Below are 17,906 nucleotides of genomic sequence, written 5' to 3'. Positions count from 1 at the left end.
GGGCTGCCCGGTGTCCTCATCCCCAGTGCAGGGGATGGGACATCGTCACATCGTGCGTGGCGAACTCGATCGTCACGCGGTCGCGGTCGGCCGTCGTGAAGCCGTGATGGAAGCTGCTGCGGTCCGCGCCGAGGTACACGTAGTGCACCCGGCCGGGGTGCAGCAGTGACGCGTTCGCGAAGAGCCCGGCCGTCATGTCCCGCAGCCCGTAGTGCAGGGCCTTCACCCCGGTGCTGAACGGCCCCTGCCAGGCGGCCTCCCCGTCCCGCTCGATGGTGACCTGCCCGGTGACCTGCTGCGGCGGAGTGCCCAGGAAGAGGTACGGCGCCACGCCCGCGTCGCACAGCTTCGCGTACGACAGATGCCCCGCGTGCCGCTTGAACCGGCCGATGTCGGTGAGGTCGTTGCCGAAGGTGTACCCGGCGTACCGCGGAGCGCCGTCCGCGTCCCCGACGTACACGAGGACGACCTCCGCCTCCTCGGTCACCGCGATCGCGTCCTGCGGCACGCGCAGCGGCTCGCCGGAGATCTTCAGGACGTCGCCGAGCCCCTTGAAGAACCAGTTGGGCTGAGCCGGCGCCCCGGAGTCCGCCTTCACGTTGTGGGTGGCCATGAACCCGCTGACCAGCGCGTCCCCGACCGAATCGGGCAGCAGTGGGGGCCGGAAGCGTACGTCCGTCACGGCCGCGGTCACCGGCTCGCGGCCGTCGGTCAGCGCGGCCAGCAGGGCCGGGGTGTCGCCGTCGGCTGCCAGGATCGCGGCGCGCGGGTCGGTGCCGGCGAGGGGGAAGAGGGCGAGGACGGTGTCCTCGGGGGCGCCGTGCCCGATGTACCGCTCACTGTTGTACACACATTCGAACAGGGCCGTCATCGGGTGCTCTCCTCAAGCTCGGGGCGCGGGGCGGGGACAGCGCCGGGCGGCTGCCATCCGTGGTCGGTCCAGGTCAGGGCGGTCCAGCGGGCCGCCTGTTCCGTCAGGACCAGGCCGAATCCAGGGCCCTCGACGGGGGCGATCGTGTTGGTGACGCGGTCCACCAGCGGGCGTGGCGAGACGATCGCGTCGGTGTCGGCGAAGAAGCGGTCGGACTGGCCGGCCTCGACGGTCAGGGCGTCCGGGCTGCGCAGGGCCAGGGCCCGGCTCGCGTTGATCAGCGGACCGGTCTCGGCGACCTGGACGCCGATCTGGAAGCCGAGGCCCTGGGAGCGGGCGTACTCGATGAGGCGGGCGGAGGCCAGCAGGCCGCCGTTCTTCGACACCCGGACGTTCACCGCGTCGCACGCCTCGGCGGCCACCGCCGCCCGCGCGTCCGCCGCCGTGCACACCGACTCGTCGAGCAGGACGCGGACGCCGGTCGCACGGCGCAGGGCCCGGAGATCGGCCCAGGAGCGACGGGGGAGCGGTTCCTCGACGAGGTCCACGCCGGCCTCGCGCAGCCGGCGCGCGTACGGCACGGCCGTCTCGGGCGCCCAGCTCATGTTGGCGTCCACCATCACCGGCACGTCCGCACCGAGCCGGTGCCTGATCGCGCCCACTGTGCGGACATCCCGCTCGATGTCGTCGGACGCCTTCACCTTCACGAAGTGGAAGGGCCCGCGCGTGTCGAGGAACTCCTCGACGCCGATGCTCAGATCCAGCACCTGGGAGACGGGAAGGGAGGGGAGTACGGGGATGCCGGGTGCCACCAACTCGCCTACGGAGACAGACAACTGACGGCACAGCAGGTCCAGTACGGCCGTCTCCAGCAGGCACACCAGGTTGGTGCCGGGGGCTGTCCCCAGGGTGTGGGCGAAGAGCTCGGGGAACGTCGACTCGAAGCCGTCGGTGCGGAGTTGGGCCGCGAGGTCCGCCGGTGGTGTCGTCCGCAGGCGTCCGAACAGCGCGTGCAGCGGGACGTGTTGGAGCGCCTCCGTCACGGTGTCGGTCGTCTCGCCGGTGACGTACGAGCGGGGGGCACACTCCCCGATGCCGGTCGCGTCGTCGATGGTCAGGCGCAGGACCAGGCTGTCGCTGGTGCGGCGGCGGGCCGCCGGGTGGTCGAAGCCGATGCGCATCGGCAGCGCCACCCGGTACAGCCGCGCCTCAGACCCCACGGTCCAGCCCCTGGAGCAGGGTGTGCGTGGAGGTCCAGTCGACCAGGGTGCGGCTGACGTCCGTGTAGAAGAGGTAGTGCCGGTCGGTGGGGAACTGGACGGCCAGGCCGCCGTCGGAGAACAGCTCCTGGAAGACCGTGCGGGTCGCGTCGAGGTCGACGATGGGGTCGGTCAGCCCGGACACGAACGCGGCCGGTACGTCCGGCAGTCGGGGGCGGGCCGGGTTCAGGTAGAGGCGTTCCAGGGCCAGCAGGACCGCTCGTGAGCGGCGGGTGAGGGTGCGGGCGGCCAGGTCGTCGTGGTCGATGAACCGCTGGTAGCGGGGGTCGTCGGTGAAGTCCGCCGACTTCAGGCCGGCGTCCCACGGCTCCGTGCTCGTCTCGGCGGCCAGTGCCGCCTGCTCCTCCTCGCCGAGCACCGCGTGCAGGCGGCCCAGCCAGGTCGAGCAGAAGACGGTGGCGTCGTAGCGCACGGTGAAGTCGGGGTGGTGGAGGAGGGCGGCCAGGAAGGAGCCGCCCAGGCAGTGCCCGAACAGGGTCAACGGGACGTCGTCGCCGATCAGTTCGCGGGTGTGCGTGATCGCGGTGACATAGTCCGCGATGATCGTGTCGACGTCCGGCACGTCCTGGCGTTCGCCGCCGCTGATGCCGCTGCCGCGCCGGTCGAGCACGAAGAAGGCGATGTCGTTGTCGGCGAACTGCGGCCCCACCTCCCACAGCCAGCCCGCGTGACTCTGGAGGCCGTGGAAGTAGAAGACCGCGCCCTTGGTCTCCCCGCGCGGACGCCAGAGGTGCAGCGCCAGGTCGGTGTCGTCGTCGCCCCCGCCGGAGAGCGTGATGATCTCGCGGCGCACGTTCTGCGGCGGTCTCTTGGTCTCGATCACCGGGGTACTCCCGCCCCGCCGACCAGGTCGGCGACGAAATCGGTGTCCTTCTGGAAGGGGCTGTACTTGTACTGGGTGGCGTTGCCGCGCTGGCGCCGGGACTCGGTGTGGGCGGCGATGGTGTCGTGGCCGACGGTGTGGAACTCCAGCGGGCCGAGGCGTCCGCTGGTGCGCTTGCTCGCGTACTCGATGTTGATGGTGGCGAGCGCGCGGTCCACCGCGTCGGACAGCCGGTGGTCCAACTCGGGGCTGGGGAGCGGGACTTCACCGACCACGATGTAGTGCGGGGGCTCCGCCCAGCGGGGCCCGCAGAGATAGAGGCCGCCCTCCAGGCCGTACGCGGCCAGCGCCTGTTCTATCGCCTGGGTGACCTGGGCCTCGGTGATCTTCTCGCCGGTGAAGGAGTGGAAGACACCGTCGCGGTGCACGAAGTGGATCCAGGGGACGCCGTCGGTGACCCGGTCGACGCGGTAGATGTCGCCGCTCCACAGCCGGTAGAGACCGTTGGCCTGCGTCATGATCAGGTGGTAGTCGCGGCCCGCCTCGACCTCGTCGAACAGCAGCGTGTCGACCCGCTCACCCGCGTCCAGGAGCTTCCCCAGCTCCACCTCCGCCGGTACGAACTCGAAGAACGCCTGGTTGACCGCGAGCGGTTGGCTGTCCAGGGAGTGGTCGACGGGAAGGGTGGTGACCCCCTCCGTACCGCAGCTCATGAACGGCATCGCGCGCACCCCGGGCAGTACGGCGTCCAGTTTCGACCGGTAGAGACCGGCGGAGGAGGACAGCCAGCAGCTGTAGGCGCCGAGCGAGGGCCATACGTCCTTGAGGGTGAACTCGCCCCGGTCCAGGACCGATTGGAGGTGCGCGGCGGCTTCGGGGTCGGGGTCGCCGTAGGGCCGGCCCTCCAGCGTGCCGGCGGCCAGATCGCGTACCAGGTCCGGGCCGTACTCGGCGATCAGGTCACGCAGCGAGATCAGCGTGCTCGGGTTGATCGCCGACACGAACTCCAGCCGCCGGCCCACGAAATGGCGGATGCGGTGGTACATCCGGCCCCCGTGCGAGGTGGGCGCCTCCACACCGAACCAGGGCGCCGCCGACCAGGGCGGGTTCCAGTCACGGCTGTTGATCCGCGGATGCCGGTTGCTGATCGCCTGGTACTGGACGCCGTACAGGAAGTCGTCGACGTTCTCGTGGACGGTCTGGGTGTCCAGGGTGGCGTAGGGGTGGTCGAGGAGCGCCGGGTGGAGGTCCAGGTACGTTCCCCACATGGCCTGCATCGCCGGGACCCGGTAGGTCAGCAGCCAGTGCAGGGTGTACGGGACGCGCTTCGGCGCCCCGGTCGTGCCGCTCGTCTTCAGCCAGCGCAGGACCGGGCTGCACGACAGGACGCCGCCCTTGGTCCGGGTCTCGCGGTCGATCTCGGCCGCGAAGTCGTCGTAGCGCCGCACCGGGAGGGTGTCCCGGAAACTCTTGTCGTCGGGGGCGACCGTGTCGTAGCCGCGCTCCTTCCAGTGCAGGGAGTCCCGGCACACTTCGACGACGTCCGCGAGGACCCGCCGCTGGGTGGCCGCCGGGTCCCCGAGGTCGGCCGACAGCGCCGCCCGGGCCCGCCGGCACTCCTCCTGGAAGAGGACGCGACGCGTGTTCCAGTGCTCTTGCCAGTACGAACCGCCCACGGCTTCAGCTTCTCCCTCGGCTTGTTGGCTCGATTCGGGCGGCGCTGCCACCGGGTTCTCCGGGACAACACCGTCGGATGTGAACGCTGTTCGGGTCCGGTTACCGGCCCCGCCGCGCGACCGCCCGGTCGACGGCCTCCTGCGGGCGGGCGGCGGCCCCGTTGATCCGCGGGGCCACCTGCCGGGCCAGCAGCCCGAGACTGCGGTTGGTGTTCTCGTACGACGTCCAGTCGGCGACGTACACGAGCAGCGTGCCGAAGCCGCCGGTCGCCTCCTCCATACATCGGATCTGGGCCACCACGTCGTCGACCGAACCGACCAGTGCGCCGCCCGCCGCCACCCGGTCCTCCAGCGCCCGGTGACGATCGGCGCCGGGCGGGAGGACATCACGGCCGGAGATCCGGCCGAAGTACTCGAAGAGCCACCGGTCGTAGCCCTCGCGGACCTCGGCGAAGGCCTGGGCGCGGGTCTCGGCGACATGCACCGGCAGGGCGATGCGCCAGTCCTCGCGGCGCAGGGTCCGCCCGTGCTCGTCGGCCGCCTCCTCGGCGTGCTTCCACTGCTGGGCCAGGCCCAGGTGCTCCGAGGCGCCCTTCGCCGGCAGTCCGAAGGGCAGCGCGAAGGACGTCATGCTCAGCCCGTACCGGCCGATCAGCCGGGGACTGGCCACCGAGGTGCCGGAGGTGGCCAGCGCCACCTCGATCGGGCCGGGGCCGAAACGCGGCAACTGGAGCTTGGCGTCGACCAGTTGGTACCAGTCGGTCCGCTGCGTGACCCGCTCCTCGCCGTTGACGAGTTCGAGCAGGGTCGGCAGCGTCTCCGCCAGCCGCCTGCGCTGCTCCGCGCCGTCCAGACCGAACATCGTGGCGTCGAACGGCACGCCAGGACCCACGCCCAGGATGTAGCGGCCCCGGGTGAGGTGGTGCAGATGTACGGCCCTGCTGGCCACGTGGAAGGGGTGGTGCCCGGAGAGCGGCACCACGCCGTGGGCCAGCCTGATCTGCCGGGTCCGCTGACTGGCGGCGGCGATCAGGGTCTCCGGGGCGCCGACCAGCCCCCAGCCCAGCGTGTGGTGCTCGCCGAACCAGGCCTCGTCGAAGTTGAGCCGGTCGGCGAGCTCCACCAGGTCGAGGTCGCGGTGGATCGCCAGATGCGGATCCTGACCCGTCTCGTGAACGGGCGAAAGGAACAGACCCATGCGGCTGTGCACTGCGAATCCTCCCCCTGGGACTGAGCGCCGTTGAATGGAACTGACGTAACGTCAGTTCACTTGGTAGACCGCGTCCTTGAGCTCCCGCGCCCGCTCGTAGTCGGCGGCCAGCCGGTCGTCGTCGGGCGAGGTCAGACAGATCCGCAGCGCGGCTGTCATCAGGTCGGCCGTGGGCCGGATGCGCGCCCCCGGCCGGTACTTGACGCCGGTGACGACGGTGCTGGACAACGCCTCGATCGCCGCCACGGCCTCCTGGTCCACGGCCGCCACGACGCCGTCCAGGGCGGTGGGCGCGTTGTAGGTGTAGCCGGACTGGAGCTTGCGGTACACCCCGCCGCCGTACCGCCGGACGAACTCCTCCGGGGCGAGGTACGCCAGCGCGGCCAGCCCCGCCTGGTTGTGGCCCAGGCACAGATCGTGGAAGGCCGGGTTCAGGTTGCCGTTGAGGCGGGTGGCGATCTCCACCAGGACCGGGCCCTCGTCCGTGACGATGACCTCCGCGTGCGTCGGCCCCCAGCGCACGTCGAGCGCCGCGAGCACCTCGGTGACGTACGCGATCAGGGCCGGCACCGGGTCGGCGTCCGGGGCCACGAGGATGTCCCGGTTGTAGATGTTCCGGCCGGTCGGCAGCAGCGTCTTCTCGTACTCCCAGACCCCGCAGACATACTGCCGGCCGTCCGCACTGACCGTGTCGACGATGTACTCGGTGCCCTTGAGATACGACTGGACCAGCACCTCGGTGGTCACGGCGACGTCGAACAGCGTCTCGCCGGACAGGATGGTCCCGGCCGCGCTGAGCACCTCACCGGCGTCCCGGCACACGAACACCGAGTCCGACCCCGCGGAGTCCAGCGGCTTCACCACGACCGGCCAACTGCCGTGGTCCTCAGCCCACTTGACGATCAGTGAGGCGTCGTCGCTCTTGAACTGATCGGCGCAGCGCACCCCCGCGCGGCGCAGCGTCTCGATCATCTCGTACTTGTCCCGGCGGGCCGGCGTGAGCGCGGTGCCGTTGGACTTCACCCCGAGCACCTCGCTGACCCGGTCGGCCGCCTCCACCGCGAACTCCTGCCCCGGCACCACGGCGACCGGGGATAGCGCGCCCACCAGCTCGGCCTGCGCGGCCTCGTCCGGGCTCACGATGTTCTGCTCGTACGCCGTCAGGTTCGGCGCCGTCATCGTCGGCATCAGATCGACCGTGGTCTGCAGATGGACCATCCGGGCGCCGAGCGCGGCGAACGCGGCGGGGTAGAAGTTGCCGGCTCCGTAGCCGTCGACCACAACAACCGTGGGAGCGACGGGAGTTGACACATCGGCAGCCGGGTGCTCAGGGGTGCGGGTATCGGGAGTGGTGCTCATTGCTGTCCTCCGGGTATGTCGCGGGGAGTGTCCGCGACAAAGCGTGCCAGCCTGGCGATGCCTTCCCGAATCGCCTCGGGAGCCAGGTTGCTGAAGCCGAGCCGGATCTCGCGGTCGCCGCCCTCTTCGAGGTAGAACATGCTCATCGGCGCCCAACTCACCCCGAAATCACGGGCGGAGCGCTCCATGACCGCGAGGTCGGCGGTGAACGGCACCTTCAGGGTCAGGAAGAAGCCGCCGCGCGGGGTGTTCCAGGTGACGCCGTGGTCGCCGCCGGCCGGGAACTCCGCGGCCAGCGCGGCCAGCACCGCGTCGAGGCGTTCCAGGTAGACGGCCGCCAACTCCCGGGTCGCCGACCGCAGATCGTAGCCCTGCTCGACGAGGAAACCGCCGATCACGGCCTGCGAGAGGGTGGAGGAGCCGACGCTGTACATCGCCTTCGCCTTGGACAGCGTCTGGGCCAGTGTCCGCGTGGTGCCGCCGGCGTCGGTGACCTCCTGGTCGGCGACCAGATAGCCGAGCCGGGCACCGGGGAACGCCGACTTGGCGAACGAGCCGAGATACAGCACCCGGCCGGTGGCGTCCAGGGACTTCAGGGTGGGCATCGACTCGCCGTCCCGCGCGAACAGTCCGTACGGATTGTCCTCCAGGATCAGGAAGTCCTCCTCTGCGGCGACCTCCAGGAGCCTCTTCCGCGCCGCGAGCGGCAGCACCGTCCCCGACGGGTTGGAGAAGTCCGGCACCAGATAGAGGGCGGCCGGACGCCTGCCCTCGGCGCGTACGGCGCGGGCCGCGGCGCGCACCGCCTCCGGGTCGAGCCCCTCGGGGCCCTCCAGGACGCCCCGCACGGGAACGTCCAGCATCCGGGCGGCGCCGAGGATGCCGACATACGCCGGGGACACCGACAGCAGGACGTCGTCGGGGGAGGCGAACAGGCCGCGCAGGGCGACCAGTGCGGCTTCCTGGAAGCCGTGCGTGATCATGATCGCCTCGGACGGGACATCGATGCCCTCGTCCTGCTTCAGCATCAGGGCGACCTCGTCCTGGATCAGACCGTTGACCGGTCCGTACTGGAACAGCAGCCGGGTGATGCGCTGTTCGGGGACGCCCTTGTCACGCAGATGCTTGACATAGCGGTCGATGTAGAAGGTGAGATTGGCCAGATCGTGGTTTCCGTCATACGGCGCTCCCGACGAGAAGGAGAGCGCGTCGGGGAAACGCAGCGCCGTCTCACTGAGGATGCGCATGGAATCCATGCTGGGATCGGCGATTCCGGCATGCAGGGAGTCGAGGGCGAAAGACACCGGCGCTGCCGTGCCGGTCGGTTCCGTCGTGACGGTCATATCAGTGGGTTCCCTTCGCGGCCGGTACTTCCTCCGGCATATTCAGCCGGGCGATCCAGCTTCCCTTTCCCGGCGCCCATTCACGAATTCGCGTCGTGGCCACGACGCCGCCCTTGACATAGGGCTCCTCGTCGAGAATTCGTTGCAGTTCCTCGCGGGATTCCACCTCGTACAGGAGAAGTCCGGAGTTCTCGCCGACGAGTGGTCCGCCGAGCAGCAGCACACCGCTGTCGGCCAGCCGGTAGAGGTTCTCGGCGTGTGCCGGATGCAGGCCCTGGCGCCCGGCCCGGTCGACGTTGTACTCGAATTCGACGACAAACTTCGCCACACCAAGCTCCTTGCAGTGGGAATCAGGCCAACGCGCGTAGAGCGGCGCGAGGCGAGTGAGGAGATCCGCCCGCGAACGGGTCACATGTAGAGGCCGCCGTTGATGTCGATCACGGCCCCCGTGGAGTAGCCGGCGCTCTCGGAACACAGGTGCAGCACGCTGCCGACGGCCTCGGGCACGGTGCCGTACCGCCCCATGGGCAGCCGCCCCAGGACGTCCTTCTTCGACTCCTCGGTACGGCGCTCGAAGGCGCCGGCGACCCGGTCGGTGGCGATCGGCCCGTGCGCGACCACGTTCGCGACCACTCCGGTTCCGGCCAGTTCGTACGCCAGCTGCTTGGTCATACCGATCACGGCGGCCTTCGCGCCGACGTACGCGGCGTTGTTGAAGTGGCTGTATGTACGGCCGCCCGCCGAGGCGAAGTTGACGATGCGGCCGTATCCGTCCTCGGCCATCCGGGGTGCGCAGACCTTGATCGCGATCCAGGTGCTGATCACGTTCTCCAGATGGGTCTGTTCGAAATGGCTCCGGTCGAGATCCGTGTATCCGATGACCCGGGTGTCGCCGCCGACGCCGTTCACCAGAACGGACGGCGCGTGGCGCGCGACGATCTCCGTCAGCTGCCGCTCGGCGGCCGGGATGTCGGTGATGTCGCCGACGACCGCCTCGGTCTTGGTCACGCCGGCGAGTTCGTCCGCGAGGCGGGTGACCGTCTCCTCGTTCCTGTCGAACAGGACGAGTGAGGTGCCTTCCTTCGCGAGACCTCTGGCCACCTCGGAGAGAATTCCCCCGGCGGCACCGATCAGAAGCGCGGTACGAGCAGTCACGTTGCTTTTCACCCAAACTTTACTGATGTCGGCGACCCTGAACGAGCAGGGCCCTGGTGAGGGAAGCTCGGTAGAACGCCACGCCAATCGGCCCGAGTCGTGATCGGGCTGCGAGTGGCGATGGTGTGTGCTGTGACGCGAACGATGTGTGCTGTGTTGCAAGTACGGTCTGCGGTGTCGCTCCGACGCACGCAACAAACTGGCACAGAAGGTGGCCGCCCCCTCGGCACCTCCAAGACGATCACATCTGACTTCGGTCGTTGTCAACGAGTTCCGGAAATTCCCTCGCATGCTTGCCGTGACACACGGATACCGGCGATCCTTGCTTTCACACCGCACCGACCGGGTAGTGTGCGCCGGTCGTCCGGGCGCTTCGGAAGTATGCTGCACCGCTCGGGCAAGTACTGTGAACAGTCGATGAAATGGCGTCGGGAACCTGGGAAGCGAACCGGTTCAGGCGCCATCCTCAAGGGGCGGTCTTCGGCCATCCCGAAGAGGCAGAAGCGGAACGGGGGCAAGAGTGAACAATCTTCTGGCGGGTGTTTTCCAGCCAAGACGGCAGGGAATTGCGCCTTTCTGTCGGGCTGCGTCAGACCCGCCGGCCGACCCGGCCGTACGTCGGGCCGCGCCCCGGCCGGGCCCGCCGCGCCCGTAGGTTCCCGGGAGCCCCCCACCTGCTCCCGCCCTGTCGTGCGCTCTCTTCTCCGCCTTCACCGACCCCACCGGACGAACGGATCATGCGACCCGACTCCCCATGGCGGACAGCCGATTTCCGCACGCTGTTCACCGCCTCCGCGCTCAGTCAGCTGGGCAGCAACATCAGTTACGTGGCCATACCCCTGGTCGCCGTGGCGGCGCTGGACGCCGGACCCGGCCAGGTCGGTGCCCTCGCCACCCTCAGCACGATCGCCTTCCTGGTCATCGGCCTGCCGGCCGGGGCCTGGGTGGACCGGCTCAGTCACCGCCGGGTGCTCATCGCCGCCGACCTGTGCCGCGCCCTGCTCTACGTCTCCGTACCGGTGGCCTGGTGGCTGGACGCCCTCACCCTGGGCCAGCTCTACGCGGTCGTCCTGGTCAGCGGTTGCGCCACGGTGTTCTTCGACGTGGGTTCACAGAGCGTGCTGCCCCAACTGGTCGGCAAAGAGGCGCTTGTTCAGGCCAACGCCGACATCAACACGCTGATCGCCGCCGGCAACGTACTGGGCCGCAGCGCGGGCGGCGGGCTCGTCTCGCTGCTCACCGCACCCGCGGCCGTACTGGTCTCGGCCGGCACCTATCTGGCCTCCGGGCTCGGGCTCATCGCGATCCGGCGCACCCCGCCGGCCGCCGCGAAGAGGACCGGGGCGGGCAACCGGCTGCGCACCCAGATCGCCGAGGGCGTACGGCATGTCTTCGGCAACCGGGAGCTGCGGGCGCTGGTGCTCACCGCGGCCCTGGCCAACCTGGGCTCGTCCGTCATCAACACCATGCTGCCGATCTGGTTCGTCCGCGAACTCGACCTCCCCGGCGCCGCGTTGGGCCTGTTCTGGGGGGCCGGCGGGATCGGTCTGCTGATCGGCGCGCGCAGTGCGCGGCCCATCGCCGCCCGGCTCGGATTCGGCCGCACGCTCGGTCTGGCCGGGGTCTGTCTGGCGCCTGCTGGACTGCTCGTGCCGCTGGTCGACCGGGGGCCATGGCTGTTTCTCGCGGGCGCCGGATGGTGTTTGGCCATGTTCAAGGTGGGCATGGACAACGTGCTCGGCGTCAGCCTGCGCCAGCGGATGACCCCCGGCTCGCTGCTCGGCCGCATGAACGCGACCTTCCGGTTCCTGCTGACGGGCGCCCTGGCGGTCGGTGCCGCGATCTCCGGTGTGCTGGGTGAACTCGTAGGCGTCCAGGCCACGTTGTGGGTGGGCGGCGTTTTCATGGCGACGGCCTTCCTGCCCGTCTTCCTCTCGCCGGTCCGGGTCCGCAGGGTCCTGCCCGAGCCCGTCCCCGAGCCGGAACCACCCCGCACCCAGGACGCCCCCGCCACACCCGCGTGAATTCGCGCGCGTATCGGGCATTCCCGTGTTCTGTTCCCTCCGGCTGAGTCGCCGGGTGGCGGTTCGGTATTCCTCCGCCATTCCCTGGCGATTCCCTGTCCATTTCCTTGCCAATCGATTGCCCCTCGATCGTCCGTCGATCGTGATTCGTTCAGCTTCTCGACAAAAGGTTGACCTTGCGGGTGACCGCCTGTCAGGATCGACCACGCACCCAGTCACAGACCTTTCGTGCGTCGATATCCCGAGTTCCCGACCGGGCCACCGGATATCAGACGCCTCAGATCCCTGACCTAGAGGAGTGCGATGGCAGCCATCGACAGTGGCTACCGGACCGAAGGCATTGCGGATTATTCAGATCCTCGCGAAACCATGCGCGCTCTGCCCCGGTTCACCCAGTACCCACTCACCCTTTTCACCGGAAAGGCACTGCCCGGACAGAGCCCCCTGTCCTGGTGGACACCGGGATTCCATCTCCTGACGGCATATCTCTCCATGGCCTTCGGCGTCGCCGCCGGCTGCACCGGACTGGCCCTCGGCGGCGCCTGGCTGCTGCTGGTGCCGGCGGGCTGGGCCGTCACCCTGCACGGCATGCGCAACCTCCGCATGATGATCTACCACCAGTGCTCCCACCGGAACATGTACCGAAGACGGCGCCTGGACACCGCGATAGGCCGGCTCACCTCCAGCGTCCTGGTGATCCAGAACTTCGTCCGCTACAGCCGCGAGCACGTCAGCGACCACCACGCGGCCCACCACATGACCCTGCGCGACCCCACCGTCCAGGCCTTCCTGATCAGCCTGAACCTGCACCCCGGGATGAGCCGGCGGCAGATGTGGAGACGCGTCCTCGGCAAGCTGGTGTCGCCCTGGTTCCACCTGAACTTCCTGGTGGCGCGCGCCCGTTCGTTCTGGCACGGCTCGGCGCGGGCCGAGAAGGCGACCTTCCTCGTCCTCTACCCGACCGCCGTCGCCGCCACCGTCCTCACCGGGACCTGGCAGGCCCTGCTGATCGTCTGGTTCGTCCCGCTGGTCCTGCTCTTCCAGATCAGCAACACCCTGCGGCTGTGCGTCAAGCACACCTTCCCGGGCCGGGACCTCACCGTCCGGCGCGGCAAGGAGTACTTCGGCGGCCTGACCAACGCCATCTTCATCGGCGAGGCGGCCCCCACCGCCGAACTGCCGCCGCTGCGGAAGGCCGCTGCCTGGGGAGGGTGGGCCCTGCGCATGCTGTTCGTGCACGCGCCGGCGCGCTATCTCGTCCTCACCGGGGACACGGTCGTCCACGACTTCCATCACCGGTATCCGTCCACACCCCGGTGGGCCAACTATATTTTCGAACGCCAGGCAGACCTGGAAAAGGGCAGCCCCGGCTGGCCGCCCTACATTCAGGTCTGGGGCCTCGTGCCCGCGATCAATCTGGTCTTCGACTCGTTGTCCGTCGCCGACCCGGAGGAATTCAATGTCGCGCGGCTGCGTGAGGTCAGCAAACGGGAACTCTTCGCCGCATTCGACGACTGAGTTCCCGCACTGCGCAAACTCCGCCCGCGCTCAGCCAACAGCCGGTCGACATTTGGCCGGAATGGGTCGACATTCGCCCAGTGATTCCTTTCGAATACCCCGGGGGCTCTCCATGCGGCAGGACACAGAAACACGTACCGTCATTCTCGGTGTAGCGGCCAGCGACAGCCATGTCGTGGCCAATCACCTCATCGCCCACGCGCTGCGCGCCGAAGGCTTCCAGGTGGTCAATCTCGGCGCCTGCACCTCGGTGGCCGAGTTCGCCGCGGCCCACGCCGAACACCCCGAGGCCGAGGCGGTGATCATCGGCAGCCTCAACGGGCACGCCCACGCCGACCTCCAGGACCTGCCCGCCGCTCGTGCCGCCGGCCGTCTGCGCTGCCCGGTGATCCTCGGCGGCAACCTGTCCGTGGGCAGCTACAAGGGCGCCGCCGACCATGAGCGGCTGTACGCGCTCGGCATCGACGTCGTCCTGTCCGACCTGGGCGAACTGCCCACGGCACTGGACGAGTTGAGGGCCCGCAGCACGGCAGCGGCCCCGGTCGCCGCCTCATGAGCGACGCCCTTGTGCCGCTTCCCGAGCTCGCCGAGTCCGTGGCCTACGTACGGGAGCTGGGGAAACCCACCGTCGCCGAGGTGCTGCGGGAAGCGCGGGCGGCGGGGCGGTTCGCGCTGCAACCCCGCTGCGGGGTCGGCTCGCACGCCCAGATGACGACCCTGCTCCAGGACCTGGAACGGCACGCCCGCCCGGACATCCTCACGCTCACCATCGACTCGTACACGCGACTGAAGCAGTTCGACAGCGCCCGCAGGGTCCTGGAGCACAACCCCGCCGACCTGAACGGCTATCCGCTGGTCACCCACGGCTGGGTCAAGGGGCGTCAGCTCAACGAGGCGGTGGCCGCGCCGCTGGAGATACGGCACGGGACGCCCGACGCACGGCTGCTGTTCGAGGTGACGGTGGCGTCCGGCATCACCTCTTTCGAGGGCGGCGGGATCTCGTACAACCTGCCGTACTGCAAGGACGTGCCGCTCGCCGAGTCGCTCGCGGCCTGGCGGGACGTGGACGCCCGTTGCGGTGAACTGGCCCGGCACGGACTGGTGGTGGACCGCGAGACGTTCGGCACCCTGACCGCCGTCCTCATCCCGCCGTCGATCTCGCTGGCGATCAGTGTGCTGGAGGCGGTGGCGGCGGCGCGCGAGGGCGTGCGGTGCATCTCGGTGGCGTATCCGCAGGGCGGCCACTTCGAGCAGGATGTGGCCGCCCTGCGGGCCATCCCGGAACTGGCGGCCCGCTATCTGCCGACGGACATCGAAGTCCACGCCGTACTCCACGAGTTCATGGGGGTGTTCCCGAAGCAGCGGCCCCATGCCGAGGACCTCATCCTCTACGGCGCCCTCGTCGCCCGGCTCGGCGGCGCGAGCAAGCTGATCAGCAAGACGTACCAGGAGGCGCACGGCATCCCCGACACCCGCGCCAACATCGACGGACTACTGCTCGCCTCGCGCGCCAACTCCCCGCTCCTCGACTTCATCAGGCTCGACGAGGACCGCATCGGCACCGAACTGGAGTGGATCCTGCGGGAGGTGGCCGAGATCGTCGAACCGATCCTCTCAACTGCCGATCTGTACAAGGAGATTCCGGCCGCTTTCGAGGAGGGGCGGATCGACATCCCGTTCAGTGCCAGCCGTTCGGCGCGCTCGGAGATCATTCCGCGCCGCGCGGCCGACGGTGCCATACGCTACTTCGCCACGGGATCACTGCCGTTCTCCGCCCGCACCCGCAGGGACAACGAACAGAGCCTCGCCGTGGGCGGGGAGTCCCGCCTCGGGGAGATGGTGAAGGGGCTCACCTCGGACATCAACTACTTCCTCGGGGTCTTCGGTGAGAGCACACCCGTAGCCCCGTCCTGACCCGAACCCACGACCCGCACCGCACGATCCTGGAGTGGAAAGACAACCATGCAGTCCATCCGCGTCACCCGGCCCGGCGGCCCGTCCGAACTCCGCCTGGAACAGACCGAGTTGCCGGTCCCCGGCCCCAGCCAGGTACTGGTCCGCAACACCGCCGCCGGCGTCAACTACATCGACGTCTACTACCGCGACGGCACCTATCCCGCCGAGCCCCCCTTCACCCCGGGCCAGGAGGCCGCCGGTGTGGTGGAGGCCGTCGGCGAGGGCGCGAACGGGTTCGCGCCGGGTGCGCGGGTCGCGTACGCCTCCCAGCTGGGCGCCTACGCCGAGTACACGCTGGTCCCCGAGGACAAGCTGATTCCGGTCCCTGACGGCGTCGACCTGACCGAGGCCGCCGCCGTGACGCTCCAGGGCCTCGCCGCGTACTACCTCACCCACGAGACGCACCCGGTCGCCGCGGGCGAGACCGTGGTCGTTCTGGCGGCGGCGGGCGGCCTCGGCCGGCTCCTGGTCCAGCTGGCCGCGTCCCGCGGGGCCACCGTCGTCGCCGTCGCCTCCACCCCCGAGAAGGAGGAGACCGCCCGCGCGGCGGGCGGCCACCACACCCTCGGCTACGACAAATTCGACGAGGCCGTACGGGATCTGACGCACGGTCAGGGAGCGAACGTGGTCTACGACTCGGTCGGCGCCACGACCCACCTCACCAGCCTCCGCAGCCTAGGCCGCCGGGGCACACTCGCCCTGTGCGGTCTGTCCAGCGGGCCCGTACCGCCGCTCGACGTCGAACTCCTGCGCGGCGGCGGCTCGTTGTTCCTGACCCGCCCGACGATGAAGGACTACGTGTACGACGCCCGGACGCTGCGCGCGGCAGGCGGCGCCGTCTTCGACCACCTCGCGGCCGGGGTGATCAAACCCCTGCTCCACGCGGCCCTCCCGCTCGCGGACGCCGCCGAGGCACACCGCCTCCTGGAAAGCCGCGCCACCCAGGGCAAGCTCCTGCTCACGCCCTGATCCAAGAGTGCGCATGAGTAACCAGATCACCCCAACACCCCACACCCCCACCACCGTCGGTAATTCCATCACCCGGGAGCACACATGGCCGAGGCGAGCAGCCCTCACCTCCTCTTCGTCGGCGGCGCCGGAAACGCCACCCTTGGCGTGGACGTCGTAGAGGCGGCCCTGAGGGAGGCCCAGGCCCGTGGCCTGCGCATCCATGTCACCAACCAGGAAGCCACGTTGGCGGCCACTCCGACGGTCAGCGCCCTGGCCGACACCGTCTCGGCGGTCGACTTCTCCGTGCGCGGCGAGAGCGCCGCGTGGGTGCGCGACCGGATCGCGGCCGGTGACCGGTACGAAGTCGTGTTCGGCGTACGGGAGATGGCGCAGGAGGCGGTCGCCGAGGTCGCCGACGCGCTGGGTCTGCCCGGCAACACGCCGGACGCCGTCCACCGCGTCCGCACCAAGGACGAGGCCCGCGCCCACCTCACCGCCGCGGGCTTCCTCCAGCCCGCCTTCCGGGTCTGTGCGGACGAGAAGGAGGCCCGCGACTTCCTGGCGGACTCCACGGGCCCCTGGGTGGTGAAGCCGCGCGACGCGATGGGCAGCGAGGGCGTCACCCGCATCGAGTCGGCGGACGAGCTGGCGTCGGCCCTGGCCTTCCTGCCCGGTTGGCCTGCTCAGGGGGCGTCGTTCATCGTCGAGGAGTTCGTGGAGGGCCCGGAGTACAGCGCGGAGGGGGTGTTCATCGACGGCGCTCCCCACGTGCTGGCCCTGACCTCGAAGGAACTGCTCCCGCCGCCCAACTTCTTCGAGATCGAGTACGTCATCCCGGCGATCCTGCCGGACACGACGGCCGCCGAGATCGAGAAGCAGGTCCTCGCCGCCCTGACGGCCCTGGGGCTGCGCTTCGGCCAGTTCCACGTCGAACTGTGGTGGACCGAGCGGGGCGTGGTCCTCGGCGAGGTCCACGTACGCAACGCCGGCGGCTGGATCCACCGCATGCTGCCGCACGTCATCCCGGGCCTGGAGTGGTTCGGCATCGTCTACGACGACGTCCTGGGCAGGCCGATCGACAAGGCCGCGCTGAAGCCCGTACGAGGCTCCGCGATCCGCTTCCTCACCCCGCCGCCCGGCCGCCTGACGGCGATCGAGGGCTGGGACGACGTACTGGCCCACCCCGCCCTGATCCACGCGGAGTTGGCCATCGCCCCCGGCACCGTCGTCGCCGAGCACCGCTCCGTCTGGAACCGCGTCGGCCATATCGCGGTCGGCGCGGACACCCCGGAGGAGGCCCAGGCACTGGCCCGGAAACTGGAGGCGGGGGTGCGGTTCGTGACGGAACCGGTCGAGGACCAGACAGTCTCTGCGGATCAGACAGTCTCCACGGTCTCCGTCTCGTAGAAGCAGAGGTGGTCCTTTATCTGCGCCACCTCGGGCTTCGGCTCGGGGTACGCCCAGACGAGGTCGGCGGCGTCCGGGAGAGACCAGTAGGACGCCGTGCCCTTGAACGGGCAGTACGAGTGGGTTTCGGAGGGCGTCAGCAGGTCGAGGCGGACGTCCTCCGCGGGGAGGTAGTACCGCGGGGGACAGCCGGTCTCACGCAGGACGAGGGCCCGCGTGCTCTCGGCGAGCACCTGGCCGCCGTGGACGACCCGTACGCGCTCGGTGTTCTGCTCGATGGTGATCGTGTGTCCTTCAGCCATACCGGAAAAGCGTTCGGGGAGCCCCAGTTGT

General features: G+C 69.6%; 16 protein-coding genes. 6 read left to right on the top strand and 10 right to left on the bottom strand.

Annotated elements, in window-relative coordinates:
- Positions 1 to 16: 16 nt before the first annotated feature.
- The 9 genes from ACH4TV_RS29590 to ACH4TV_RS29550 form a co-directional block, all read right to left on the bottom strand.
- Positions 17 to 871 (bottom strand): FAH family protein, encoded by an 855-nt coding sequence (locus tag ACH4TV_RS29590; RefSeq protein ID WP_398403338.1) that lies wholly within the window; start codon positions 869 to 871, stop codon positions 17 to 19.
- Entirely contained in the window at positions 868 to 2,091 is a 1,224-nt protein-coding gene (locus tag ACH4TV_RS29585) for a mandelate racemase/muconate lactonizing enzyme family protein (RefSeq protein ID WP_398403336.1), read from the bottom strand. The genes ACH4TV_RS29590 and ACH4TV_RS29585 overlap by 4 nt, the downstream gene beginning before the upstream one ends.
- The gene (locus ACH4TV_RS29580; RefSeq protein WP_398403334.1) at positions 2,081 to 2,974 is read right to left on the bottom strand and encodes an alpha/beta hydrolase; all 894 of its coding nucleotides are present in this window, start codon (positions 2,972 to 2,974) and stop codon (positions 2,081 to 2,083) included. Before ACH4TV_RS29580 ends, ACH4TV_RS29585 begins: the two co-directional genes overlap by 11 nt.
- Positions 2,971 to 4,650: a GH3 auxin-responsive promoter family protein gene (locus tag ACH4TV_RS29575; RefSeq protein ID WP_398403332.1), complete on the bottom strand. Its 1,680-nt coding sequence runs from the start codon at positions 4,648 to 4,650 to the stop codon at positions 2,971 to 2,973. The genes ACH4TV_RS29580 and ACH4TV_RS29575 overlap by 4 nt, the downstream gene beginning before the upstream one ends.
- Before the next feature lie 100 nt (positions 4,651 to 4,750).
- Positions 4,751 to 5,860, bottom strand: coding sequence for an LLM class flavin-dependent oxidoreductase (locus tag ACH4TV_RS29570; protein ID WP_398403330.1), 1,110 nt, complete (start codon positions 5,858 to 5,860; stop codon positions 4,751 to 4,753).
- A gap of 51 nt (positions 5,861 to 5,911) precedes the next feature.
- Positions 5,912 to 7,219 carry an ATP-grasp domain-containing protein gene (locus ACH4TV_RS29565; protein WP_398403328.1) on the bottom strand — a complete coding sequence of 436 codons (1,308 nt, stop codon included), beginning with the start codon at positions 7,217 to 7,219 and terminating at the stop codon, positions 5,912 to 5,914.
- Complete coding sequence (locus ACH4TV_RS29560) at positions 7,216 to 8,562, bottom strand: PLP-dependent aminotransferase family protein (protein WP_398403326.1); 1,347 nt, start codon at positions 8,560 to 8,562, stop codon at positions 7,216 to 7,218. Before ACH4TV_RS29560 ends, ACH4TV_RS29565 begins: the two co-directional genes overlap by 4 nt.
- Before the next feature lies 1 nt (position 8,563).
- The gene (locus ACH4TV_RS29555) at positions 8,564 to 8,890 is read right to left on the bottom strand and encodes a YciI family protein (RefSeq protein WP_398403324.1); all 327 of its coding nucleotides are present in this window, start codon (positions 8,888 to 8,890) and stop codon (positions 8,564 to 8,566) included.
- Between the two features lie 80 nt (positions 8,891 to 8,970).
- Positions 8,971 to 9,717, bottom strand: coding sequence for an SDR family NAD(P)-dependent oxidoreductase (locus ACH4TV_RS29550; RefSeq protein ID WP_398403322.1), 747 nt, complete (start codon positions 9,715 to 9,717; stop codon positions 8,971 to 8,973).
- A 737-nt stretch (positions 9,718 to 10,454) separates the two neighbouring features.
- Between ACH4TV_RS29550 and ACH4TV_RS29545 the strand changes: the two genes are divergently transcribed.
- The 6 genes from ACH4TV_RS29545 (at position 10,455) to ACH4TV_RS29520 (ending at position 17,573) form a co-directional block, all read left to right on the top strand.
- Positions 10,455 to 11,741, top strand: coding sequence for an MFS transporter (locus ACH4TV_RS29545; RefSeq protein ID WP_398403320.1), 1,287 nt, complete (start codon positions 10,455 to 10,457; stop codon positions 11,739 to 11,741).
- Positions 11,742 to 12,110: 369 nt separating this feature from the next.
- A complete protein-coding gene (locus ACH4TV_RS29540) occupies positions 12,111 to 13,259 on the top strand; it encodes a fatty acid desaturase (RefSeq protein WP_398403318.1) in 1,149 nt (382 codons plus the stop codon).
- A gap of 61 nt (positions 13,260 to 13,320) precedes the next feature.
- Positions 13,321 to 13,815 carry a cobalamin-dependent protein gene (locus tag ACH4TV_RS29535; RefSeq protein WP_398403316.1) on the top strand — a complete coding sequence of 165 codons (495 nt, stop codon included), beginning with the start codon at positions 13,321 to 13,323 and terminating at the stop codon, positions 13,813 to 13,815.
- Positions 13,812 to 15,173 carry a methylaspartate mutase gene (locus ACH4TV_RS29530; protein ID WP_398403314.1) on the top strand — a complete coding sequence of 454 codons (1,362 nt, stop codon included), beginning with the start codon at positions 13,812 to 13,814 and terminating at the stop codon, positions 15,171 to 15,173. The genes ACH4TV_RS29535 and ACH4TV_RS29530 overlap by 4 nt, the downstream gene beginning before the upstream one ends.
- 48 nt (positions 15,174 to 15,221) lie before the next feature.
- Positions 15,222 to 16,184: a quinone oxidoreductase family protein gene (locus ACH4TV_RS29525; RefSeq protein WP_398403312.1), complete on the top strand. Its 963-nt coding sequence runs from the start codon at positions 15,222 to 15,224 to the stop codon at positions 16,182 to 16,184.
- An 84-nt stretch (positions 16,185 to 16,268) separates the two neighbouring features.
- On the top strand, positions 16,269 to 17,573 hold the full coding sequence (locus ACH4TV_RS29520) for an ATP-grasp domain-containing protein (RefSeq protein ID WP_398403311.1): 1,305 nt from the start codon (positions 16,269 to 16,271) through the stop codon (positions 17,571 to 17,573).
- Here the strand turns inward: ACH4TV_RS29520 and ACH4TV_RS29515 are convergent.
- Positions 17,543 to 17,875: a DUF427 domain-containing protein gene (locus ACH4TV_RS29515; RefSeq protein ID WP_398403309.1), complete on the bottom strand. Its 333-nt coding sequence runs from the start codon at positions 17,873 to 17,875 to the stop codon at positions 17,543 to 17,545. The genes ACH4TV_RS29520 and ACH4TV_RS29515 overlap by 31 nt on opposite strands.
- Between the last annotated feature and the right edge of the window lie 31 nt (positions 17,876 to 17,906).

Source organism: Streptomyces sp. NPDC020898 (genome assembly GCF_044333925.1).
GTDB lineage: Bacteria > Actinomycetota > Actinomycetes > Streptomycetales > Streptomycetaceae > Streptomyces.
This window is presented reverse-complemented; position numbering and strand designations above follow the sequence as displayed.